The sequence below is a fragment of the Ruegeria sp. BC5 genome, from assembly GCF_056539205.1.
Window position 1 is genome coordinate 171,435 of the sequence record NZ_JBQFUN010000005.1, and the last position, 23,125, is coordinate 194,559.

A 23,125-nucleotide genomic window follows, 5' to 3' on the forward strand; every position below is an offset into this window, starting at 1 on the left:
GGATCAGCGGGGGCGGTGGATATGGGCGCTTTGGACGATGCCGAAGGCGGCCATCAGAACCAGCATGGCGGAACCGCCATAGCTGACCATCGGCAACGGCACTCCCACCACCGGGGCAAGGCCCATCACCATCGACATGTTGACAGCAAAGAACAGGAAGAAATTCAGTGCGATGCCCAGCGTCACCAGTGATGAGAATCGATCTTTTGTCGAGAGCGCGGTGATTAGGCAGAACACCAGGATCAGGCCATACAGAGTCAGTAGGGTGATGCCACCGACAAAGCCGAACTCTTCGGCCAGCGTGGTAAAGATGAAGTCGGTGTGTTTTTCGGGTAAAAAGTTCAGACGCGACTGCGTACCCTGCATGAACCCGCGCCCGTTCCATCCCCCCGATCCCAAAGCGATCTTGGACTGGGTGATGTGATACCCTGCGCCCAGCGGATCGGTAGACGGGTCCAGAAACGTGTCGATCCGTCGGAACTGATAATCCTTGAGCAACTGCCACTCGGTCCCGCGGCTGTTGAACACGGTGGCAATCAGGCCGACCACAGCGGCGATGACGGCGGCGAAATAGGCCCAGTGGACTCCAGCCAAAAACATCAGCCCGCCACCTGCCGCCAACAGCAGGATTGAGGTGCCCAGATCGGGCTGTTTCAGAACCATGAACGTGGGGATCAGGATCAACGCCACCGGGATCAGCACCCACAGCGGGCGTGACGTTTTATGAGACGGTAGCCAGTCGTAATAGGCGGCCAAAACCATAACCAGCGCAACTTTCATAACCTCGGACGGCTGCAGTCGCATGAATCCCAGGTCGATCCAGCGCTGCGCGCCCATGCCGATGGTGCCAAAAAGCTCAACGAAAACAAGCAATACGATTGACCCGAGATAGGCCACGACAGACATGTTTCGCCAGAACCAGATCGGTACCAGCGCGATGATGAACATCGCTGTCAGACCCAGCCCAAAGCGTTCCATCTGCGGTTCCGCCCAGGGCATCCACGATCCACCCGCAACCGAATACAGCATCAGGAATCCGGCACTTGCTGTGCTGATCAGCAACAGGGTCAGTGGCCAGTTCATATACAGGAATTTGCGGAACCCTGACGGTGTGGATTTGACGGCATATTCAAGATAGCTCATGCGCGGTCCTTCTCGGTCGGACGCGCTTTGGGGCGGCGATCGCCCTCAAGCCGTTTTTGCTGTTCCTTGATGCGGTCGCGATCGCCAGCCGGATAGGCCTCGAGCGGCGGTGTGCCGTTGTACAGCGCTTGCAACATGATGTCCCGTGCGACCGGGGCCGCTGCCTTGGAGCCACCGCCGCCATGTTCCACCACCACGGCCACGGCGAATTTCGGATTGTCATAGGGTGCAAAGCTGACGAACAGCGCGTGGTCGCGGCGTTCCCATGGCAGGTCTTCGTTGCGGATCACACCGGCTGCGCGCTCCGCCTTGGTGATGTTGCGCACCTGGCTGGTGCCGGTTTTACCGGCCATGCGGAATTCATCCGCGATGATACGGCTGCGATAGGCGGTGCCGCGCCGGTTGTTCGAGACCGTGAACATGGCATGACGCACCTGTTCCAGATTATTGCGGTTCACCGCCAGCGGTTCTCCCGCGCCGGAAGGTTGTTCAATCCCGTTCACCGAGCGTACCAGCCGCGGCGACACCGCGCGACCGGTTGCAATCCGCGCCGTCATGACTGCCAATTGCAGCGGTGAGGCCAGCATAAAGCCTTGACCGATCGAGGCATTCGCCGTGTCGCCGACCAGCCATTCCTCGCCATGAACACGCTGCTTCCACGCCTGGTTAGGTGCCAACCCGGCGGCGACGGCAGACATCGGTATGTCGTGCTTTACGCCCAGACCAAAAATGCGCGCCATTTCCGAAATCTTGTCGATACCGGTGCGCAGAGCCACGTCATAATAATAGACGTCGCAGCTGCGTTTCAGCGAGGTTTCCAAATCAACCGTGCCGTGCCCGCCGCGTTTCCAGCAGTGGAAGCGGCGGCTGCCCACCTTTAGGTGGCCGGGACAATAGACTGTGTTCGATGGCCCGATCACCCCGGCCTCAAGCGCGGCCATGGCGGTGATCATCTTGAAGGTCGAGCCCGGCGGATAGGTGCCCTGAACCGTCTTGTTGGCCAGCGGGCGGTAATTGTCCTGTGTCAGCGTCCGATAGTCTGCGACCGAGATACCGCGCACGAACAGATTCGGATCAAAACTGGGGGCTGAACTGATGGCACGGATATCGCCGGTTTCGCAATCGATCACCACGGCGGCGGCACTTTCCCCGGCCAGACGTGCTTGCGCGTATTGCTGTAGATCCGCATCGACAGAAAGCTGCAAGTCGGCCCCGGTCTCACCTTCTTGCCGGTCCAGTTCACGCATCACGCGGCCGGTGGCGTTGACCTCGACCCGTTTCGCCCCGGCTTTGCCGCGCAGGGCAATCTCTTGCTTGGCCTCTAGCCCGACTTTGCCGATCTGGAACCGCGGAATTCGTAGGACCGGCTCTGGGTCTTCGATCTGGCTCAGGTCATAATCGCTGACCGGGCCGACATAGCCGACCACATGGGCAAAATCCTCATAGCGCGGGTACTGCCTTGTCTGTCCCACTTCGGGGATCACACCGGGCAGGGCGGGTGCGTTGACGGCAACCTTCGAGATATCCTCCCACGTGACCTGATCGGCCAGCGTGACCGGCAGGAACGGGGCCGAGCGGCGCATTTCGGTCTTGGCGCGTTCAATCTCATCTGCCGTCAGGGGGATCAGCTCTGAAAGCTTGGCGATAACCTGATCGACGTCACCGGCATCTTCGCGCACCATGACGATACGGTATGAGGGCGAGTTCTGGCCGATGATCTCGCCGTTCCGGTCGTAGATCCGTCCACGGGTTGGCGGGATCAGGCGGATATTGATCCGGTTTTCCTCGGCCAGCAGGCGGTATTCATCGGCCTGATCCACCTGCATATAGCGCATCCGGGCGGCGAGCCCGCCGATGAAGGCGGCTTGTAGCCCACCCAAAAGCAATGCTCGACGAGGCAGGCGTTTATAGGCAAGGCCCGGGGCTTTGGGTTTGCGCTGTTTCATCCCCGTGCCCCTACGGCATTGGTATTGGCCACGGTTGCGCGCCGCACGCCAAGCGCGTTCTGGCTAAGCAGAACGATCAAAGGATAAACCGCAATTGTCAGAACCACTTGTATCACTACAGGCCCCAATGCCGCTTGTTGTACAGACACAATAGCAAGAATGACACGGTTCAGCATGAAAACTCCCGTGATCGCCACCGCAACGGTGGACCATTCGCTAACAAAACCTGAATCCCGCATTCCAAATGCAGCCGAGCGCAGATAAGCCGAGCCCAACACTACGAGCGCGGCTAACAAGCCGGGCGGGCGTTGTAACAAAAGATCAGCCATCAGCATGACGAAGGCGATCAGCAGGGTCGGTACATATTCGGGCCGCCGCAGTACCCAGGCAAAAGTCAGTGCGATCAAAAAGTCGGGAAATGGCCAGCGGTCCGGTTTCGTGTCCAGTGGCAGCAAGTGCAGAAATAGCACAAGAGCGGCCAGTATAAGATACAGCCCACGCTTGGACCAAAGCTGTGAGGTTGCGTTATCCATCGCCGACCTCAGACGGGGTCAGGGCGGCCTCGGGGTTTCGTGGACCGACGATATCACCCGTATCGCGGATCTGAGGCGCTGATTGATAGCGCAGCACCCGCAGAAATTCGAGCCGTTCAAAATCTGCTGACAGGCGCACCCGCAGGCGACCGCCGGGATCAGCAGTGATCTGACCGATCAGCAAACCGCCGGGAAACACGCCACCATCGCCCGAGGTTACGACCCGGTCGCCGGGGCGGACCAGCTCTCGGTTCTCCAGAAACTCGACCGCCGGTGCGGATGTGTTGTCGCCGGTGATCAGGGCGGTCTGGCCAGAGGGCTGGATTGTGGCAGGGATCGCGCTGGAGGCATCGGTCATCAGGATCACCCGTGCCGTGTCCGGCCCCACGCCGGAAATGCGCCCGACCACACCAATCCCATCCATTGTGGCCCAGCCATCGGTGATACCGTCGCGTTCCCCAACATTCAGCAGAACCGACTGCCGGAAGGGTGACCCGCTATCGGCCATCACGACCCCGGTGATATAGGTCAGACGGGGATCGAGACGCACATTGTTCAAATCCAACAGCCGGGCGTTTTCCTGTTCAAGTTGCAGCGCGGCCTCTTTCCAGGCGCGCATCAGGCGCAGCTCGCTGCGCAGTTCCTGGTTCTGTTCGCTCAGGCGTTGGTAACTTTGGAAATCGCGGGCCAGGTTGACCACGGCGGTGACCGGGACCATTGCCCACTCCATCGAGGGCACCACCCGGTCCACGACCTGCGCGCGGAACCGTTCCACGCGCGGGCTGTCGATCCGCCAGACCAAAAAGATGGCAAGCAGGCACAGCACCACAATCCCCAACAGCAGACGGCGCAGGGGGGTGGTGTATTCGTCGCGCTGTGATCGGTCCTTTGCCACAGGTTACCTTCCCGTGCTGCTCTTGCCCGAGTGTTGTCCCTTAAAGGGTGCGCGCCTTAGCTTTCGTAGTCAATCGCGTGGCGCAGCTGTTTTTCATATTCCAACGCCTTGCCGGTGCCCAAAGCCACACAATTCAGGCTTTCATCTGCAATCGACACGGCCAGCCCGGTTTGTTCGCGCAGGGCCAGATCCAGATCGCCCAGCAGCGCGCCACCTCCGGTCAGCATGACGCCTCGGTCCACGATGTCCGCAGCCAGATCGGGCGGAGTGGTTTCCAGCGCGGTCATGACGGCTTCGCAGATCGCCTGAACTGGCTCCGACAATGCCTCGGCCACTTGCGCCTGGCTGATTTCGATTTCCTTCGGCACGCCGTTCAGCAGGTCGCGGCCACGGATATGCATCGACTGACCGCGGCCGTCATCGGGCATACGGGCGGTGCCAATGGTGGTCTTGATCCGCTCGGCGGTCGATTCACCCACCAGCAGGTTCTGCTGGCGGCGCAGATACGAGATGATGGCTTCATCCATCCGGTCTCCGCCCACACGGACTGAACGGGCATAGACGATGTCGCCCAGCGACAGAACGGCCACCTCGGTGGTACCGCCGCCGATATCAACGACCATGTTGCCGGTCGGGTCAGTAATTGGCATGCCAGCACCGATCGCGGCAGCAATAGGTTCCGCAATCAATCCGGCGCGACGCGCACCTGCGGACAGAACCGACTGACGGATCGCACGCTTTTCAACCGGAGTTGCGCCGTGTGGAACGCAGACGATGATTTTGGGTTTCGAAAAGGTCGAGCGCTTATGCACCTTGCGGATGAAATGTTTGATCATCTCTTCGGCGGTGTCGAAATCGGCAATGACGCCTTCACGCATCGGGCGGATGGCTTCAATCGAACCCGGCGTCCGGCCCAACATCAGCTTGGCATCCTCGCCCACGGCCAGCACTTTTTTCACACCGTCTTTCACGTGGTAGGCGACAACGGACGGTTCCGATAGGATCACGCCGCGTCCTTTGACATAAACCAGCGTGTTCGCTGTCCCAAGGTCGATGGCCATGTCCGCTGTGAACAGGCCGCCTAGATTGCCAAAGATCCCCATGATTCCCCTGATCCTGTATGTCGGTTTTCTACTGCCCGCGACTCGACGGTTCCGGGACGGATGACTTATAGGGTGCCAATACGCCCGGTTAAAGGGCTGATTCCGCGACAATCAGCACCTTTCCGCCTTATTGAGAGGGACTTTAGAAGGCAATATGCTCTCTTATCAACACATTTACCACGCCGGGAATCTGGCTGATGTGCAAAAGCACGCATTATTGGCATGGGTGCTGAATTATTTGACCCGCAAAGACAAGCCGCTGACATACCTTGAAACCCACTCTGGACGGGGGCTGTATAAGCTGGATGCGGTTGAGGCACTGCGCACGGGCGAGGCGGCGGCGGGAATCGGGCGAGCCCAAAAGGCCGACTGGTTCGATGCGGATCATCCACTGAGCCGGGCAATTGCGGCGGTTCAGCAGCGACAGGGGAGCGTGGCCTATCCCGGTTCTCCGATGATCGCGGCCAGTTTGCTGCGCGATCAGGACAGTTTGCACTTTGCGGAGCTACACCCGCAGGAACACGCGGCTTTGGCTATGGCGATGTCACCCTATGGAGCCAAAGTGTACCAACAGGACGGGTACGAACTGGCGCAATCCCTGCTGCCGCCGACGCCGCGGCGAGGGATGTTGCTGATCGACCCAAGCTACGAGGTGAAATCGGAATATGATCGTCTGCCCGGCATCATCGCCAAACTGCATCGCAAGTGGAATGTTGGCGTCATTGCCCTGTGGTATCCGCTTCTAACGGATGACCGTCACCGGGCCATGGTTTCGGCGCTGAAGGCGCAGAATCTACCTAAGGCGTTTTGCCACGAGGTTCGGTTTGACCCGGTGCGAGAAGGGCACCGCATGGTCGGTTCAGGTATGTTTATCGTCAATGCACCATTCGGTCTGGAAAACGAAGCCGCCCGGTTGACCAAGTTGTTCAAGGCGCTCTGAACACAGTCTACAGTCAATTCCAGAATGCTCCCGCCTCGCTTGCCCGCAGCAAAGATGCAGCCAACCGAGTTGGGCCCGGCAGCGCGCCTTTGGCGCGCTGCCGGGCCCAAAACCCAAGAAGGTTCGGCGAAGCCGGGCCGCCGCGGGTGCGGGAGCCTTTGACCTTTGTCTCTAGGTCAGATCTTTGTAGCTGATCTCGCGCGCGTCGGCACCGGGGCCGGTTTTTTCACGGCGTACGATCAGGCGGTTCAAGGCGTGAAGATAGGCTTTGGCCGAAGCCACAACCGTATCCGTGTTGGCCGATTGACCCGTTGCAATCATGCCGTCTTCTTCCAGACGGACTGACACCGTGGCCTGGGCATCAGTGCCCGCGGTTACTGCATGCACTTGATACAGCTGAAGATGGGCTTTGTTCGGAAAGATCGCGCGGATAGCCTTGAAGGTCGCATCCACCGGACCGTCGCCGTGTTCGGTTGCGATGATGTCTTTGCCGTCCACTTCCAACTCAACCGTCGACTCCGCTTGCCCGCCGGTTCCGCAGGTCACTTTCATCGACACCAATTGCAGATGATCGTCTTCATCGTCCAGCGTCATCAGTGCAATAAGATCGTCGTCAAACACCTCTTTCTTGCGGTCAGCCAAATCCTTGAACCGCACGAAGATATCCTTGAGCTGGTTGTCACCAACCTCATAGCCCAGCGTTTCCAGCTTGTCGCGCAACGCCGCACGGCCCGAGTGTTTTCCCAAAGGCAAGGACGTGCCCGAGAGGCCGATATCTTCGGGGCGCATGATCTCAAAGTTTTCGCGGTTCTTCAGCATGCCATCCTGGTGGATACCACTTTCATGGGCAAAGGCGTTCTTGCCAACGATGGCCTTGTTGAACTGCACGTTGAAGCCCGACACCGTCGCAACGCGGCGAGAGATATGCATGATCTTGGTCGTATCAATGCCGGTGTTCCACGGCATAATGTCGTTGCGGGTGCGCAGCGCCATGACGACCTCTTCCAACGCCGTATTGCCTGCGCGTTCGCCAAGGCCATTGATCGTGCATTCAATCTGACGTGCCCCGCCCGCGACAGCGGCCAGCGAGTTCGCCGTCGCCATGCCAAGATCGTTGTGGCAGTGGGTGGCAAATACCACCTCATCTGCACCCGGCACCGTCTCGATCAGGCGCTTGATCAGGTCAGCCGATTCCATCGGGGCCGTATAGCCCACAGTGTCTGGGATGTTGATCGTCGTGGCGCCGGCCTTGATCGCAATCTCGATCACGCGGCACAGATAGTCCCACTCGGTCCGCGTTGCATCCATCGGCGACCATTGCACGTTTTCACACAGGTTGCGAGCGTGGCTGACAGTCTCGTGGATTTTCTCGGCCATTTCGTCCTGTGTCAGGTTCGGAATGGCGCGGTGCAGTGGTGAGGTGCCGATAAACGTGTGAATTCGGTTCTTTCCGGCGTGCTTGACGGCTTCCCAACAGCGGTCGATATCCGCGAAATTGGCACGCGCCAGGCCGCAGATGCGGCTGTTTTTGGATCGCTCGGCGATCTCGGAAACCGCTTTGAAATCGCCCTCGGACGCGATGGGGAAACCGGCCTCGATGATGTCGACGCCCATTTCATCCAGCAGTTCTGCGATTTCCAGCTTTTCGTCATGGGTCATGGTTGCGCCGGGGCTTTGCTCGCCGTCGCGCAAAGTGGTGTCAAAGATCAAGACGCGGTCTTGGTCGGTCACGTTGGTCATGGGATTCTCTTTCTTCTTCTGTCCTAAAGCCTATGGCGCGCGGGCGTCCTCCTCTGAGCGGGCGCGCCGGATGGCACGCTCAGAGGCGGATTAGGATCAGTAGGCCACGCAGAAACGCACCGCGCAGGGCGGTGTCGGCAAAAGGGATATCTGCGCGGTTGATCATGGGCCGGAATTTATACAGAGCCCGCCCAGAATGAAAAGACCCATTTGCGCCTTAACTGCTGTTGCAGGGGTTTCTTTCAAGAGTGGCGTATTGATCCGCGTAACAGGACGTCTAGGTGGTTAGTGATGAAAACAGCGTTGATCATAGGCGCGTCAGGAGGAATCGGTCAGGCGATATGTCACCGCCTAAGGGGGCAGGGCGTGGCGGTGACCACCTTGTCGCGTTCTACGGACGGATTTGATTTAACCGATCCCGCCGGTATTGAGAGCGTATTGGGCAAGTTGTCCGGCCCCTTCGATTTGATCCTCGTCGCCTCGGGCGCGTTAGAAATCAACGGGGCGGCCCCGGAAAAGACAATGCGTGCGGTCACAGCACAGACAATGATGGACCAGTTTGCATTGAACGCTGTCGGACCTGCGCTGATTCTGGGCCATGCATCACGCCTGCTTCCGCGGGATCGCCGGGCGATTTTTGCTGTGCTATCGGCACGCGTCGGGTCCATCGGGGACAATAGGCTGGGCGGTTGGGTCAGCTATCGCGCAGCAAAAGCCGCGGTGAACCAGATCGTACATACGGGGGCGATCGAACTGCATCGTACCCACCAGCAAGCGATCTGCGTTGCCCTGCATCCCGGCACCGTGAAAACTGAATTCACCCGAAAATACCTGGGACGTCATCCCGCTGTTGCACCGGATGAAGCCGCCGAGAACCTGTTGACCGTGATGGCGCATTTAACCCCAGCCGAAACCGGAGGGTTTTTCGATTGGGCCGGAGACCCCGTGCCGTGGTGATGGTTCAGCCGTCCGAATCGGTGGTGTCTGCTGTATCCGTCTCAGGGGTTGTGCTGTTCGATGTCGCCAATGCACCGTTTTCCCAAACGCCGGTTTCCTCTTCGCCGTTGGCATAGCGCACTGTGCCGTTGCCGTGCCGTTTGGCGTCGACAAAGCTGCCCTCGTAAACATCACCGCTTGGGTATGTGGCGATCCCGTCACCGGTGATCTTGCCTTCGGTCCATTGGCCAGAATAGCTGAACCCGTTGGCCATGACGATTTCACCTTGCCCGTGGCGTTTGCCTGCGTTGAACTCGCCGGAATAGGTGGTGCCATCGGGATACGTGGACAAGCCCTTGCCCTGACGCAGACCATCGGCCCAATCCCCGTCATAGCTGGACCCGTCAGCAGAAGTCAGAATGCCCTTGCCACTCGGTTTGGCGTTTTTGAACTGTCCTTTGTAGACCGTGCCGTTGGGATAGGTGGAAATACCCTGACCTTCAATCACACCAGCGATCCAATCGCCATCATAGGTCGAGCCGTCGGGGTAGGTGATCAGGCCCTTGCCCTCGGCCAAATCAGCCTTGAAATCGCCGACATGGACCGAGCCATCCGGATAAGTCATCTCACCTAAACCCTCAAGCAGCCCGTCGGTCCATTCGCCTGTGTATGCAAATCCGTCAGTGCCGGTATAGGCCCCCTGACCATGGCGCAGATCGTTGGCATAGTCGCCTTCGTAGACGTCGCCATTGGCATAAATCATCTTGCCCTTGCCTTGCCGCCGACCCTCGATCAGTTCGCCTTCGTAGACGTCACCGTTGACAAGGGTCATGCGCCCGGAGCCTGTTATGCGGTCTTCGACCCAATCGCCGACGTAAGTCATCCCGTCGGGCAGGGTCAGGCTGCCTTGACCGTGGCGCTGACCATCCTTGATTTCGCCCTCGTAGATACCGCCTTCGGCATAGGTAATCTTGCCACTGCCCTGTTTGACACCATCAACCCAGTCCCCGTCATAGCTAAAGCCGCTGGGGTCCGTCATCACGCCCTTGCCGTGATAACGCGCGTTTTTGAAATTGCCCTCGTAGCGCGCGCCATTGGCATAGATAGCGATGCCAGCGCCATTGAGCGACCCGTCGGCCCATTCACCGTCATAGCTGCCGCCGTCGGCATAGATGATCTTGCCGCGCCCTTCGGGTTGCCCTTTGACAAACATGCCTTCGTAGATCGAGCCGTTGACATAACGGGCAATCCCTTTGCCCTGAATCTCACCCTCGGCCCATTCGCCGCTATATTCGAACCCGTTAGGCAGGCGATACGTGCCGGTCCCGTGGCGCAGGCCGTTTTCGAACGTGCCTTCATAGACGCCGCCAACTTCATCGTCCGTGGTGATTACCTGACCGTTCTGCGCGGCGGCGCCAGCAGCGATCAGAGCGATTGCTGATGCGGCAATGGAAATGCGAAAAGCGTTCATAATCTGTCCTGCCTGCCCAGTGTTCATCCTTTTGCGCAAAACTAAGGTACCGGTGGGGGCAGAGCAACGGGTTTTGCCGCATTTGCCTTTTACTTGCGCAATGATCTGCTAAATGGCTGTAAGACTGACGAGGGCAAGAGGGCACAATGGCCGACCGTTTCCGTATCACTCTGGCGCAACTCAATCCCACTGTGGGGGATATCGACGGTAACGCTGCCAAGGCGTTGGCCGCGTGGAAGCAGGGGCGCGAGGCCGGGGCCGATCTGGTGGCGTTCCCCGAGATGTTCATCACCGGCTACAACACGCAGGACCTGGTGATGAAGCCTGCGTTCCACCGGGCGGCGATGGCGGCGGTCGTGGATCTGGCCAAACAATGCGCCGATGGCCCTGCGGTGGCGATTGGCGGACCTTGGGCAGAAGATGGCAATCTTTTCAATGCGTACCTGATCCTCAAGAACGGGCGGATCAGCAGCAAGTCGTTGAAACATCATTTGCCCAATGAAACCGTGTTCGACGAAGTGCGCCTGTACGATGCCGGGCCTTTGGGCGGGCCTTATGCGGTTGGCAACACCCGCATCGGCAGCCCGATCTGCGAAGACAGCTGGCATCCGGACGTGGCCGAAACGCTTGAGGAAACCGGGGCCGAGTTTCTGCTGATCCCCAATGGTTCGCCGTATTTCCGCAACAAATACGACGTGCGCCTGAACCATATGGTGGCCCGCGTGGTCGAGACTGGCCTGCCGCTGATCTATCTGAACATGGTTGGCGGTCAGGACGATCAGGTATTCGACGGGGCCACGTTTGGCCTGAACCCGGGCGGAGAGCTGGCGTTTCGGATGCCTGTCTTTGACGAGGCCGTGACGCAGATCGATCTGGAGCGTGGCGATGATGGCTGGCGCATCGTGCCCGCAGAAATCGTGCCGCAGCCCGACGAATGGGAGCAGGACTATCGCACCATGGTGCAATCCTTGCGCGACTATATGGGCAAGACCGGGTTCAAAAAAGCGCTGCTGGGTTTGTCGGGCGGCGTTGATTCTGCCTTGGTCGCGGCTATCGCAGTGGATGCCATTGGCGCTGAGAATGTTCGCTGTGTGATGCTGCCTTCGGAATACACCAGTCAGGCGTCATTGGACGATGCCGAAGCCGTCGCCAAGGCGATGGGCGTTCACTATGACTATGTGCCGATCTCGGACAGCAGGGCAGCCGTGACCGAGACCTTGGCCCCGCTGTTTACTGGGCGTGATGCGGATTTGACCGAAGAGAACATCCAATCCCGCTTGCGCGGATTGCTGTTGATGGCGATCTCGAACAAGTTTGGTGAGATGCTTTTGACCACAGGCAACAAATCCGAGGTCGCGGTGGGATATGCCACCATCTACGGCGACATGAACGGCGGCTATAACCCGATCAAGGATTTGTACAAAACCCGTGTGTTCGAGACCTGCCGCTGGCGCAATGCAAACCACCGCGACTGGATGATGGGGCCCGCAGGTGTGGTGATCCGCCCTTCGGTCATCGACAAACCGCCCAGTGCCGAGCTGCGTGAGGACCAAAAGGACAGCGACAGCCTGCCCGACTATCCGGTTTTGGATGCCATTCTGGATATTCTGGTCGATCGTGAGGGCTCGATCGCCGATTGTGTCGCTGCCGGATTTGACGAGGCTGATGCGCGGCGGGTCGAGCATCTGATCTATATCAGCGAATACAAACGCTTTCAGTCCGCCCCCGGAACTCGGTTGACACATCGGGCTTTCTGGCTGGATCGCCGCTATCCGATTGTGAATCGCTGGCGGGACAAAGGCTGAACTGCTCTGGAACCAATTAAGGAAAAAATGATTGTCTCCTTCGCTAGGCTAGTTTGCCCAGAGAGGTGAGCATTGTTTCAAATTTTCCGATAACACTCTAATTTTCCAGCCTCTCTTGGAATGGATGGCTTGAAATTGAGACTTTTTTTTGCCACATTTTAGCTTAATTCACGCCCCATCTGGGGCGGTGTGACCTTATTTCGAAAGTATCGAATTGTGGCGCACTTGGTATTGGATGTCTGAGTTAACGATTTGGTGTTATTATGTATGAGGGATATGACAAACCGCTTCACCCGCCGTTGAGGTACAAATCAATGGAGTCCGAGGCGCGGGTTCTGGACGAAGCTAAGTTGGATTCTGCCATCGCGGATCTTCTTCGCGAGGATGAGCCCGAAGACCCCGAGCCTGAGGTGAAATCCACAAAAGCGCCGGCCGTCTTTCCTGAACTGCCTCAACAGGCCGAGATGGATGAAGAGGTCGAGACGAAAGACAGCGGGTTGGGGGCGACCCTGCGCCAGAAATTGGCAGAGTTGCGCGGCGCGGCTTAATTTCTAGGTGAATACGGACGGAATGGCGCGTGTTTTCTCGCGCCTATTGGCGTGTTCGCCACAACTTTTGAAAATCATCACCCCTGCGGCACAAGGCACGTTGCCTGCGCGCTCGCTCTGGGCCTTCATGGCGGTTCGAGCCATGAAATAAGAGCGGTTGATGCCCGGCCCCAAGCCAACCCCCGTCGAACCTGATTTGCACTTGCCCAAAACCGTGGATGTGGTTGTCATTGGCAGCGGCATAATCGGCGCGTCCACCGCGTTGGAACTGTCTGAACGCGGTGCTTCGGTGCTGCTGTGTGAAAAGGGGCAGATCGCGGGCGAGCAAAGCTCGCGCAACTGGGGATGGGTGCGTCTGGGTATGCGCGACCCGCGGGAAATCCCGTTGATGGTCGAGGCGCTGCACCTTTGGCAAGGGCTGGATCAGCGGACCGGCCGCAAGACAGGTTATACCCGTGCAGGCATCCTGTTTGGCGCCTCGGGCAAACGCAGCAGCGGAAATCTGGAACGCTGGCTACGCCATGTCGACGGGTTGCAAACCGGTGCCAGATTGGTGGCCGGGGGTGAGTTGGACGCGATGCTGCCTGATACTGCAGCGGATTTTGATTGCGCCCTTTTTATGCCGCAGGACGGTCGGGCCGAGCCGCAATGGGCCGCACCCGCCATCGCCGAGGCGGCGCGGGACCGTGGGGCGGTGCTGATGACCAATTGCGCAGTGCGCAGTGTCGATCTTAGGGATGGCCGCGTTTCTGGTGTGTTCACCGAGCGTGGTCGGGTGGCATGTAACTATGTGGTTCTGGCCGGTGGTGCGTGGTCACGTCTGTTTGCCGGGAATGCCGGGATTGATCTGCCGCAACTGAAGGTACTGAACACGGTTTTGCGCACGTCACCTGTCGAGGGTCCTGAAACAGCGCTTTGGGCGGATGAATTCGCAATGCGAAAGCGTGCCGATGGCGGCTATAGCATCGCGTCCGGTCGTGAGAATACGGTTGATATCGTGCCCGATAGCTTTCGTCTGGGTCGACAGTTCCTACCTGCCTTTAAACAGGAATGGCGGTCTTTGCGCTTTCGATTGTCGGGCCGCTGGCGCACCGAGGCGCAGCAGGATCAGACCTGGCTGCCAACCGATGTGACGCCATTCGAAAAATGCCGTGTGCTGGACCCCGAGCCGTCGTCAAAAGTGTTGCGCAAGGCATGGGCCAAAGCACGCAATGCGTTTCCGGCGCTTGAACAGGCCGAGATTGTACAAAGCTGGGCGGGGATGATCGATGTAACACCGGATGCGGTGCCGGTAATCTCGGGGGTGGATGAGATGGCGGGAATGTATATTGCAACCGGTTTTTCCGGTCACGGGTTTGGTATTGGCCCCGCAGCAGGTCGTCTGATGGCTGACCTGGTCGCCGAAACCACGCCTTGCGTCGATCCGGCCGCTTTTCGCCTGTCCCGTTTCACGGATGGCTCAGTAGTGCGGCCGGACCCTGGATACTAGGGCTTAGCCCATCATCTGATAGCTGACCGGGACAAAGCGGAACCCGTCACCGCGCGTTTCGACAAAGCCAGCCGCCGGGAACGGCATGTGATAGCCGATCATAGGCACCTTGTCGGCGGCCAGCATGCCCAGCACATTGCGCCGGGATGCAGTGGCTGCCGCCTTGTCCATGTCAAAGCGCACCTCCCATTCCGGGTGGGCAAAAGACCAGACATAGTGATTGGCCAAATCAGCGGTCAGCACCAGACGTTGCCCGTTGCTTTCCAAGTGGTAAACCGTGTGACCCGGAGTATGCCCATAGGCTGCGACTGCGGTGATGCCCGACGCGACCTCGCCCCCGTCTTCGACAAAGGTCATCTTTTCGGCCAGCGGTGTCACTTTGGCTGCGACCAGATCGCCAACGCGGTTGCCTGCGTCTTGCGCGGCCCAGAAATCATACTCAGGCGATGCAGTGACATAGCGCGCATTCGGGAAGGTCGGCGCGTCGTTCGTGGTCATGCCGCCGATATGGTCGGGATGCATATGGGTGATCACAACGGTATTGATCTGATCTGGCGTCACGCCCGCATCCGCCAGCGCGGCCTGAATGCCGCCCTGACCTAGGCCAGTGTCGAACAGAACCAGCTCAGACCCGGTATTGACCAGTGTTGGTGTAAAAAAGAACTGCGCCACCTCGGGCGAGATGAAGTTGTCGGCTGAGACCTTGGCGAAATCCTCGTCCGAAGCGCCGCCGCCAAAGATATCCTTGGCGCCGTCACGGGGCAGGCTACCGTCCAACAATGTGGTGACGGTGAAGTCGCCCAACTTAAAGGATTTGGCGATGGTTGAATTGGCCTTGGCCTCGGTCCCGGCGGCCAAAACTGGGGCGGCGGCGGATGCGAATGGCAATGCTGCTGCGGCTCCTAGGGCCGCGCGGCGAGTCAATTTGATGGTCATTTTCGATCTCCCTGTCAGAATATCAGGATGTTAGGTAGGGCGGAGAGGGTCACTTGCCACTCTATACACCCAAGACATGGGCTGTGTGGTTGAACATTACGTGTTAAATTTTGTTCATGGCGCGATCTGTAAACAAAACCGTCCCCACAGGGCAAAGCGTTGAGAGTTTCCTTTCGGCGGTACAGCCAACGCGAAAAGCCGAGGAGGCACGGGTACTGGATGCAGTATTCCGCAACGCGACGGGATTTGCACCTGTTATGTGGGGGCCGTCGATGATCGGGTACGGGCGATACCATTACCGATATAAATCCGGGCGCGAGGGTGATTTTCTGGCCACCGGGTTTTCCCCACGTAAATCTGCACTGTCGATCTATATCATGCCCGGTTATGCGGATTTCGGGGATATCCTGACGCGCCTGGGCAAACACAAACTGGGCAAATCCTGCCTTTATGTGAACAAGCTGGCGGATATTGATCTGGATGTGCTCTCCGAGCTGATCCGCGCCGGGTTGAAGGACCTTGATCGGCACTGGCCGGTACAGCCGACCTGAAACCCCTGCTGGACAAAAACGCGCCTTTGTGACATGAGCCGCGCCAACAGGAGAACTCCATGACCACCACCCGTTTTGCCCCGTCGCCCACCGGTTATATCCATGTGGGCAACCTGCGCACCGCCTTGATGAACTATCTGATCGCCCGTAAGGCAGGCGGTACGTTTATCCTACGTATCGACGACACCGATCCCGAGCGTTCGAAAGAAGAATATGTCGATGCGATCAAGCAGGATCTGGAATGGTTGGGTCTGCATTGGGACCGGGTCGAGCGCCAGTCCGAACGGCTGGACCGTTATGCCGAAGCTGCGGACAAACTGCGTGAGATGGGACGGTTTTATGAGGCGTTTGAAACGCCGACCGAGCTGGACCTGAAGCGCAAGAAACAGCTGAACATGGGCAAGCCGCCAGTTTATGACCGCGCCGCGCTGAACCTTTCTGAGGCTGAGAAAGACGCGTTGCGGGCTGAGCGTGGTAATGGTGTCTGGCGGTTCAAGCTGGATCATGAGCGGATCGAATGGACCGATGGCATTCTGGGCGACATCTCAATCGATGCGGCCTCGGTGTCTGACCCGGTGCTGATCCGGGGGGACGGTCAGGTATTGTATACGATCGCGTCAGTGGTGGATGACACCGAAATGGGCGTTACTGACGTTGTGCGCGGCTCGGACCACGTGACCAACACTGCGACGCAGATTCAGATCATCGAGGCACTGGGCGGCACTTGCCCGCGCTTTGCACACCACTCGCTGCTGACCGGCCCGCAGGGTGAAGCTTTGTCCAAGCGTCTGGGCACGCTGGCCCTGCGCGATCTGCGTGAACAGGGAGTGCAACCAATGGCTCTGCTGAGCCTGATGGCGCGTTTGGGCTCGTCCGATCCGGTTGAGTTGCGTTCGGACATGGCTGAACTGATCGAAGGATTCGATGTAAACCGCTTCGGGGCTGCACCAACCAAGTTCGACGTGCAGGACCTGTTCCCGCTGACGGCGAAGCACCTGCAATCGCTGCCGCTGGCCGATGTGGCCGACGCCGTTGCCGACGCAGGCGTTCCAGCCGACTTGGCCGAGCCGTTTTGGTCGATGGCGCGCGAAAACATCACCACCCTAGCCGATCTGAAAGGCTGGTGGGAGCTGTGCCGCGACGGGGCTGAACCCTTGATCGCGGATGAGGACCGTGAGTTTATCGCCGAAGCCGTTGCGCTGCTACCCGAAGGGCCTTTCGATGGTGAAACATGGGGCGCATGGACCAAAGCGGTGAAAGAGGCCACCGGCCGCAAGGGCAAGGGCCTTTTCATGCCGCTGCGCAAGGCGCTGACCGGCATGGAGCGGGGCCCGGAAATGGCGACCTTGCTGCCGTTGCTGCAGGTGATCCGCGCGCGCGGATGAATGTACCTGATCCGGTATTAATCAGCCTAGAACACGAATGAGGCAGGCAAACCGCCTGCCTTTTTTTGTTGGCCGGTCTGCAGCACTTGTGCCGAAACCTGTTGCAAACGATCATCCACCAATTCGGTCTCTGCCGGTTTTAGTTGCTGATGGCGCGGATACCGAGGTTCTGCGCGATCATTCAGGATTGGCGCGTCCCAACCATCGGTGGTTGCAAAAAACCGATCCACTCCATCGGGTCCGAAGGCACGCAGATAACCCTGCACAACCACGTCAATATAACTTAGCAGCAGCGGGTGGTGGTTGCTGGGTGCGGTATGACGGTCATGCGGCACCGCATAGACGGCAATTTCAACGTCATGGGTCAGGGGGTGTGTCACCGCCTGCGTGGCAGGCACCCGATCATAAGCCCATTCCCGTTCATCCAGCGCCGCCCAGTCGTTTTTCGGCACATGAGCTATCATCCCCTCAATCTCACAATCCGGGTCCGGCACTGCTGTCAGAAAGGCCACCGGGCGCAGATCGGTATGGCGCCAGGCGCGCCGCCATCCCTTTAACCGGGCCGGGTGCGGATCGGGGAAATCATGGGTCGAAAGGTTCACAAGGCTGCCATAGCCAAAGAAATAAGGGTCCGCCATGCGCCTACATGTCCTTCTAAGCGATTGATGTATGTCAAACCGCTTTTTTGCCAGACATGCAATAAGGTCCCACCTTGAAATTTGGGAGGCCAACATGCGGATTACCAAACGGACAAACATAGCAGTGCGCCTTTTGATGTATTGTGCGGCGCATCAGGATCGATTGGTGACAAAGGCCGAGATTGCGGATGTGTGCAATATCTCGGAAAACCATCTGGCACAGGTGATCAATCAATTGAGCCAGCTAAATTACCTGAGCACCCAGCGCGGTCGCAATGGCGGTATGTCTCTGGCGCGCCCAGCTGACGAAATTCGCGTCGGGTCGGTTTTTCGCCATGTCGAGGGCGCTTTACCGATCGCCGAGTGTTTTGCCGATGCCGACAATACTTGTCCACTGACCGATGCGTGTCGGTTGCGGGTGGCGCTTAGCGACGCTGCCGAGGTTTTCTATGCCTCGCTGGACGAGATCACGCTGGATGCGCTGGTCTGTGACAACGAACAGCTGTTGCAAATCCTGCAACCGGTGGCCTGCGTGCGCTGATCCTAGTCAGCGGCGCGCAGAATGCTGGCCGGGCGTACCGCCAGTGGGCGCAGGGCAAAGACCAGACCTGCGCCCAGTGTCACAAGGATTCCAGCCAGCACGATACCCAGGGCTGAACTCCAGATGACCGTGAACCCGGTGTCAAAGATGTATGTGGCCACAGCCCAACCCCCTAATATCCCGGTCAGCAGGGCGACACATCCGGCGGCCGCGCCCAGCAAGATCGAACGCAGCGCAAAGCTGAGCAAGATGCGCCGCCGGTCTGCGCCCAATGTCTTGAGGATCGCAGATTCGCAGCGGCGCGCGGTTTCGCCTGCTGCGGCGGCCCCGATCAGGACCAAGAAACCGGTCAGCAAAGACACACCCGCTCCATAGGAGGTCGCCGCCGCCAGCCCGGCCAGCAGGCCTGAGACACGATCAATCGCGTCCCGCACCCGGATCGCTGTGATGTTCGGATATTGCCCGGCCAGGTCGCGCAGAATGGCAGCCTCGGCCTGTTCTTCGGCATAGACGGTGGCGATAAAGCTGTGTGGGGCTCCGGCCAGCGCCGAAGGGTTCATCGACATGATAAAGCCGATGCCGGCGGTTGAAAAATCGACCTCGCGTAGTGAGGTGATTTCGGCAGTGATGTCCCGGCCAAGGATATTTACGGTCAACTCGTCGCCTAGGGACAGGCCCATTTCCTCGGCCTCTTCTGCCGCGAAACTGACCTGCGGTGAACCGGAATAATCGTCCGGCCACCATTCGCCTGCCGTGACGCGGGTGTTTTGTGGCCGAGCGGCGGAATAGGTCACACCCCGATCACCGTCTAGAACCCAGTGGTCGCCAGCTACCTCACGGGCAGGGCGTCCGTTGATCTGGGTGATGATCCCCCGCAGCATTGGTGCGCTTTCAACACGGGTGACAGCCGGGTCAGCGTTCAGCCGTTCGGTAAAACCGGGCATCTGGTCTTTTTGAATGTCGACGAAGAAATAGGATGGCGCCACGTCCGGCAAATTGCCTGCGATTGCATTGCGCAGGGTTCCGTCAATCTGGCCAACGGCGGCCAGTACCGAAAGCCCCAGCCCCAAGGACAGCACGACCGACGCAGCCCCTTCGCGCGGGTCCGAGATGGCCGATAAGGCCCATCGCAGGGCCGGGCGACCACGTGCTGGTTTGGCACCGAAACGGGCAAACTTGCGGATTGCCAAAGCCGACAGAGACAGCACAAGCAGCGCGCCGACCAGCCCTCCGCTGGTCCAGAGTGTCAGACGTGCCGAACCGCTGAACCAGGATGCTGATGCGACCAGCAGGACCAGCCCGATGCCGGTCGCCAGGATGAATACCGGGCGCGGGAGGGCGCGGGCCGAAGACAACGCATCGCGGAACAGGGTCGCGGCACGCACTTCTTCGGTGCGGGCCAGGGGCCAGAGGGTGAACAGGAAGGCTGTCAGAACTCCGTATAGCGCGGCCTCGACCAGCGGACGCGTATAAAGCGAGAAGACCGCCGGGACAGGTAATTGGCTTTCGATCAGCGGGGCCAGTAGCAGGGGAAGTAGCCCACCCAAAGTTATGCCTATAAGGATGCCAATACCGGACAATACACCGATCTGGATCATGTAGATTTGCAAAATCGTCGCGCGATCCGCCCCTAAAGTGCGCAGCGTGGCAATGGTTTCGGTCTTTTGCCTCAGATAGGCCCGGACGGCGGCAGAGACGCCAATACCGCCAACCGCCAAACCCGACAGTCCCACAAGAACCAGAAAGGCGCTGAGACGGGCGACGAATTCCGCGATCCCCGGAGCGCCATTGCGGGCATCGGTCCAGCGCATACCGGTACTGTCGAAACTTTGCTGTGCTGTGGTGGACAAGGCCGCAAGGTCAGTATCGGGTGGCAAAGCCAGCCGGTATTTGGTGGAAAACAACGTCCCCGGCGCCAAAAGGCCCGACGCCTGTAAATCTTCGGTTCGTACCAAAGTACGCGGCCCCAATCCGAACCCGTCGGCAGCCCCGTCCGGCTCGTGAATCAGGGCGGCGGTCAGGGCAAACTCTTGCGTACCAAGGGCAAAGCGGTCTCCGACGGACAGACCTAACCGATCCATCAGCACCGGATCCATGACCGCTCCGGGCAGGTTCTGATCACCATCCAGAGCGGCGGATAGCGTTTGGTCAGGGTCCAGCACGGGTGTGCCCAACAACGGATAAGCCGCATCCACCGATTTCACCTGGGTCAGCGCGCGCTGGGCTTCCTCGCCTTGCTGGACTACGGCCATAGAGCGGAAGTCGACCACTTCAGACACAGCCGTTGCGGTCTGTTCCATCCAGTCACGCTCAACCTCATTGGCGAAGCGGTAGGTGAATTCCAATTGGGCATCGCCACCCAGAAGCGCAGCGCCTTCCTGGGCAAGTCCCGTCTGGATGGCCTGACGCACCGATCCAACGGCGGCGATGGCGGCAACACCCAGCGCAAGACAGGCCAGAAACACCCGAAAACCGCGCAGGCCGCCGCGCAGCTCGCGCCGGGCCAGACGGCCAGCCAGCCGCAGGCTCATTCCGCGGCTTCCTGCTGAACGTCTTCGGCAATCGTTCCGTCTCGCAACCGCACGACCCTGTCGCACTTGCGCGCCAGACTGTGGCTGTGCGTGACCAGAACCAGTGTCGCGCCGTGTTTGTCACGCAGACCAAACAGAAGATCGACAATGGCGGCACCAGTTGCATCGTCCAGATTTCCCGTGGGTTCATCCGCCAGCAATATCTGCGGTCGCGGGGCTGACGCCCGGGCCAGCGCCACCCGTTGTTGTTCACCCCCCGACAATTGCGCCGGGTAATGATCGCGCCGATGGGACAGGCCGACCGCTTCCAGTTCGGCCTCGGCGCGGTCGAACGCATCCCTGTGCCCGGCCAGTTCCAGCGGCGTGGCCACGTTTTCCAGCGCGGTCATGGTCGGGATAAGGTGGAAGTTCTGAAACACCACCCCCATCGTGTCCCGCCGGAAACGGGCCAAGGCGTCTTCGTCCATTTCTGTCAGATCGTTGCCAAGGGCGGTGATCTTGCCCGCCGTCGCCAGTTCCAGCCCGCCCATCAGCATCAACAACGAGGATTTGCCCGACCCGGACGGCCCCACCAGCCCCAGTGTCTCACCTTTGGCTACGGTCAGGGATATGTCATGTAGGATATTGACCCGCCCGGCATTGCCATCCAGCGACAAAGCGGCATTTTGGAGCGAAAGAACAGGTGTCGTCATAGGTCTTTCCAAATGAAGGCGGTCAAATGGGATATGGAGCGGTTCTGATGGTGCGCAAGGCTTTGATGTCGGTGATATTTGTTTGCTGCGGTTTTGGGGCCACAGCCGAACAGGTCGTAATCGCAGCCTTAGGCGATTCCCTGACACAAGGCTATGGGTTGCCGGAAGAGGACGGGTTTGTACCGCAGTTGGATCGGTGGTTGAGGGCACAAGGCGCGGATGTGCGCCTGATCAACGCCGGTGTATCCGGCGATACCACAGCCGGAGGCGTCGCGCGCGTGGGCTGGACTTTGACGCCGGACGTGGATGGTATGATCGTGGCGCTGGGCGGTAATGATCTGCTGCGGGGGATCGATCCGGCAGTGTCGCGCAGTAATCTTGAGGTAATTGTAAAAGTGGCAGACAGCTCGGAGGTCGATATCCTGCTGGTCGGCATGCAAGCGCCGGGGAATTATGGGGCGGACTACAAAGAAGCGTTTGACGCGATCTATCCCGACTTGGCGACAGCGTATGAAACGGGTTATGCGCCCAGTTTCTTTGCTGGGCTGACAGCCGGGGGCGATCCGGACGCCGCCCGCAACTACATGCAATCAGATGGCATTCATCCGAATGCCGCAGGTGTGTCCTTGATCGTTGAGAACCTAGGTCCTTACGTGTTGGAGCTTGTGAACGCCACCCGGCAGTGATCAGACGACAGTGACCACGGTGCCGATGGGCACACGCTCATACAGATCGACCACATGTGAATTCAGCATGCGAATACAGCCGTTGGATGCTGCCCGCCCAATGGTTTGCGGCTGCGTGGTGCCGTGAATGCGGAAATAGGTATCGACACCGTTCTGGAACAAATACAGCGCCCGCGCCCCCAATGGATTGTCGCCTCCACCGGGTTGGACATAGTCATTGTCCTTGAACTTGGCATATGTGACAGGTTCGCGTTCGATCATCTCATCAGTCGGGCGCCAGGTCGGCCACTCCTTCTTGACGTCGATCGTGGCGGTGCCGGTGAATTCCAACCCCGCTTTACCCACCCCGCACCCATAGCGGACCGCCTTGCGCGGTTCGGTAACGTAGTAGAGGTAGAAGGACCGGGGAACGACAAGCAACTGACCCGGCAAAAACTCTTTCTTGATCCGCACGTATTGCGGCGTGGGATCGTATTCGACAGCTTTTTGCTTTGCGATTGCAACACCGGGCAAAAGGCTGGTGGCAGCAGTTGCTGTCAGGAAAGTACGGCGCGTGAACATGGCAGCTCTCTTCAACAAAACACAAAATTCTTGACCCTAATGTCGGAATGATAGC

At 59.1% G+C, this 23,125-nt stretch carries 21 protein-coding genes; 9 read left to right on the forward strand and 12 right to left on the reverse strand.

Features of this window, described 5'->3' with window-relative positions; all coding sequences use genetic code 11:
- Window positions 1-3: 3 nt before the first annotated feature.
- From rodA to ACR0LY_RS13765, 5 genes are read right to left on the reverse strand one after another with little or no spacing between them, the layout of a single operon-like run.
- Entirely contained in the window at window positions 4-1,143 is a 1,140-nt protein-coding gene (gene rodA / locus ACR0LY_RS13745; protein ID WP_170350566.1) for a rod shape-determining protein RodA, read from the reverse strand.
- The gene (mrdA, locus tag ACR0LY_RS13750; RefSeq protein ID WP_170350565.1) at window positions 1,140-3,089 is read right to left on the reverse strand and encodes a penicillin-binding protein 2; all 1,950 of its coding nucleotides are present in this window, start codon (window positions 3,087-3,089) and stop codon (window positions 1,140-1,142) included. The genes rodA and mrdA overlap by 4 nt, the downstream gene beginning before the upstream one ends.
- Window positions 3,086-3,622 (reverse strand): rod shape-determining protein MreD, encoded by a 537-nt coding sequence (locus tag ACR0LY_RS13755; protein ID WP_170350564.1) that lies wholly within the window; start codon window positions 3,620-3,622, stop codon window positions 3,086-3,088. Before ACR0LY_RS13755 ends, mrdA begins: the two co-directional genes overlap by 4 nt.
- Complete coding sequence (gene mreC / locus ACR0LY_RS13760) at window positions 3,615-4,517, reverse strand: rod shape-determining protein MreC (protein ID WP_170350563.1); 903 nt, start codon at window positions 4,515-4,517, stop codon at window positions 3,615-3,617. Before mreC ends, ACR0LY_RS13755 begins: the two co-directional genes overlap by 8 nt.
- A 56-nt stretch (window positions 4,518-4,573) precedes the next feature.
- Entirely contained in the window at window positions 4,574-5,620 is a 1,047-nt protein-coding gene (locus ACR0LY_RS13765) for a rod shape-determining protein (RefSeq protein ID WP_008756832.1), read from the reverse strand.
- Window positions 5,621-5,774: 154 nt separating this feature from the next.
- On the opposite strand from ACR0LY_RS13765, the gene ACR0LY_RS13770 reads away from it, so the two are divergent.
- A complete protein-coding gene (locus tag ACR0LY_RS13770; protein WP_170350562.1) occupies window positions 5,775-6,560 on the forward strand; it encodes a 23S rRNA (adenine(2030)-N(6))-methyltransferase RlmJ in 786 nt (261 codons plus the stop codon).
- 171 nt (window positions 6,561-6,731) lie between these two features.
- On the opposite strand, the gene ACR0LY_RS13775 is transcribed toward ACR0LY_RS13770, so the two are convergent.
- The gene (locus ACR0LY_RS13775; protein WP_170350561.1) at window positions 6,732-8,300 is read right to left on the reverse strand and encodes a 2-isopropylmalate synthase; all 1,569 of its coding nucleotides are present in this window, start codon (window positions 8,298-8,300) and stop codon (window positions 6,732-6,734) included.
- Window positions 8,301-8,591: 291 nt separating this feature from the next.
- Between ACR0LY_RS13775 and ACR0LY_RS13780 the strand changes: the two genes are divergently transcribed.
- Window positions 8,592-9,257, forward strand: a complete 666-nt coding sequence (locus ACR0LY_RS13780) for an SDR family NAD(P)-dependent oxidoreductase (RefSeq protein ID WP_170350560.1) — start codon at window positions 8,592-8,594, stop codon at window positions 9,255-9,257.
- A 4-nt stretch (window positions 9,258-9,261) separates the two neighbouring features.
- Here ACR0LY_RS13780 and ACR0LY_RS13785 read toward each other — a convergent pair whose 3' ends face one another.
- Entirely contained in the window at window positions 9,262-10,707 is a 1,446-nt protein-coding gene (locus ACR0LY_RS13785; RefSeq protein WP_170350559.1) for an MORN repeat-containing protein, read from the reverse strand.
- Window positions 10,708-10,853: 146 nt separating this feature from the next.
- Between ACR0LY_RS13785 and ACR0LY_RS13790 the strand changes: the two genes are divergently transcribed.
- The 3 genes from ACR0LY_RS13790 (at window position 10,854) to ACR0LY_RS13800 (ending at window position 14,549) form a co-directional block, all read left to right on the forward strand.
- Window positions 10,854-12,512, forward strand: a complete 1,659-nt coding sequence (locus tag ACR0LY_RS13790) for an NAD+ synthase (protein ID WP_170350558.1) — start codon at window positions 10,854-10,856, stop codon at window positions 12,510-12,512.
- A gap of 314 nt (window positions 12,513-12,826) precedes the next feature.
- Window positions 12,827-13,060: a hypothetical protein gene (locus ACR0LY_RS13795; RefSeq protein WP_170350557.1), complete on the forward strand. Its 234-nt coding sequence runs from the start codon at window positions 12,827-12,829 to the stop codon at window positions 13,058-13,060.
- A 160-nt stretch (window positions 13,061-13,220) separates the two neighbouring features.
- Window positions 13,221-14,549 carry an NAD(P)/FAD-dependent oxidoreductase gene (locus ACR0LY_RS13800; protein ID WP_170350556.1) on the forward strand — a complete coding sequence of 443 codons (1,329 nt, stop codon included), beginning with the start codon at window positions 13,221-13,223 and terminating at the stop codon, window positions 14,547-14,549.
- A 3-nt stretch (window positions 14,550-14,552) separates the two neighbouring features.
- Here the strand turns inward: ACR0LY_RS13800 and ACR0LY_RS13805 are convergent, their stop codons facing one another.
- Window positions 14,553-15,485: an MBL fold metallo-hydrolase gene (locus ACR0LY_RS13805; RefSeq protein ID WP_170350555.1), complete on the reverse strand. Its 933-nt coding sequence runs from the start codon at window positions 15,483-15,485 to the stop codon at window positions 14,553-14,555.
- A 116-nt stretch (window positions 15,486-15,601) separates the two neighbouring features.
- On the opposite strand from ACR0LY_RS13805, the gene ACR0LY_RS13810 reads away from it, so the two are divergent.
- The gene (locus ACR0LY_RS13810) at window positions 15,602-16,036 is read left to right on the forward strand and encodes a DUF1801 domain-containing protein (protein WP_170350554.1); all 435 of its coding nucleotides are present in this window, start codon (window positions 15,602-15,604) and stop codon (window positions 16,034-16,036) included.
- Window positions 16,037-16,095: 59 nt separating this feature from the next.
- Window positions 16,096-17,421, forward strand: a complete 1,326-nt coding sequence (gltX, locus tag ACR0LY_RS13815) for a glutamate--tRNA ligase (protein WP_170350553.1) — start codon at window positions 16,096-16,098, stop codon at window positions 17,419-17,421.
- Between the two features lie 26 nt (window positions 17,422-17,447).
- Here the strand turns inward: gltX and ACR0LY_RS13820 are convergent, their stop codons facing one another.
- On the reverse strand, window positions 17,448-18,059 hold the full coding sequence (locus ACR0LY_RS13820) for a gamma-glutamylcyclotransferase family protein (RefSeq protein WP_170350552.1): 612 nt from the start codon (window positions 18,057-18,059) through the stop codon (window positions 17,448-17,450).
- Window positions 18,060-18,153: 94 nt separating this feature from the next.
- On the opposite strand from ACR0LY_RS13820, the gene ACR0LY_RS13825 reads away from it, so the two are divergent.
- Window positions 18,154-18,600 (forward strand): RrF2 family transcriptional regulator, encoded by a 447-nt coding sequence (locus ACR0LY_RS13825; RefSeq protein ID WP_170350551.1) that lies wholly within the window; start codon window positions 18,154-18,156, stop codon window positions 18,598-18,600.
- A gap of 2 nt (window positions 18,601-18,602) precedes the next feature.
- Here ACR0LY_RS13825 and ACR0LY_RS13830 read toward each other — a convergent pair whose 3' ends face one another.
- Together ACR0LY_RS13830 and ACR0LY_RS13835 are read right to left on the reverse strand one after the other, a co-directional pair.
- Window positions 18,603-21,131, reverse strand: coding sequence for an ABC transporter permease (locus tag ACR0LY_RS13830; protein WP_170350550.1), 2,529 nt, complete (start codon window positions 21,129-21,131; stop codon window positions 18,603-18,605).
- A complete protein-coding gene (locus ACR0LY_RS13835) occupies window positions 21,128-21,823 on the reverse strand; it encodes an ABC transporter ATP-binding protein (RefSeq protein WP_170350549.1) in 696 nt (231 codons plus the stop codon). The genes ACR0LY_RS13830 and ACR0LY_RS13835 overlap by 4 nt, the downstream gene beginning before the upstream one ends.
- Before the next feature lie 26 nt (window positions 21,824-21,849).
- On the opposite strand from ACR0LY_RS13835, the gene ACR0LY_RS13840 reads away from it, so the two are divergent.
- Complete coding sequence (locus ACR0LY_RS13840; protein ID WP_254440241.1) at window positions 21,850-22,509, forward strand: arylesterase; 660 nt, start codon at window positions 21,850-21,852, stop codon at window positions 22,507-22,509.
- Here the strand turns inward: ACR0LY_RS13840 and ACR0LY_RS13845 are convergent, their stop codons facing one another.
- Window positions 22,510-23,070 (reverse strand): L,D-transpeptidase, encoded by a 561-nt coding sequence (locus ACR0LY_RS13845; protein ID WP_170350548.1) that lies wholly within the window; start codon window positions 23,068-23,070, stop codon window positions 22,510-22,512.
- Between the last annotated feature and the right edge of the window lie 55 nt (window positions 23,071-23,125).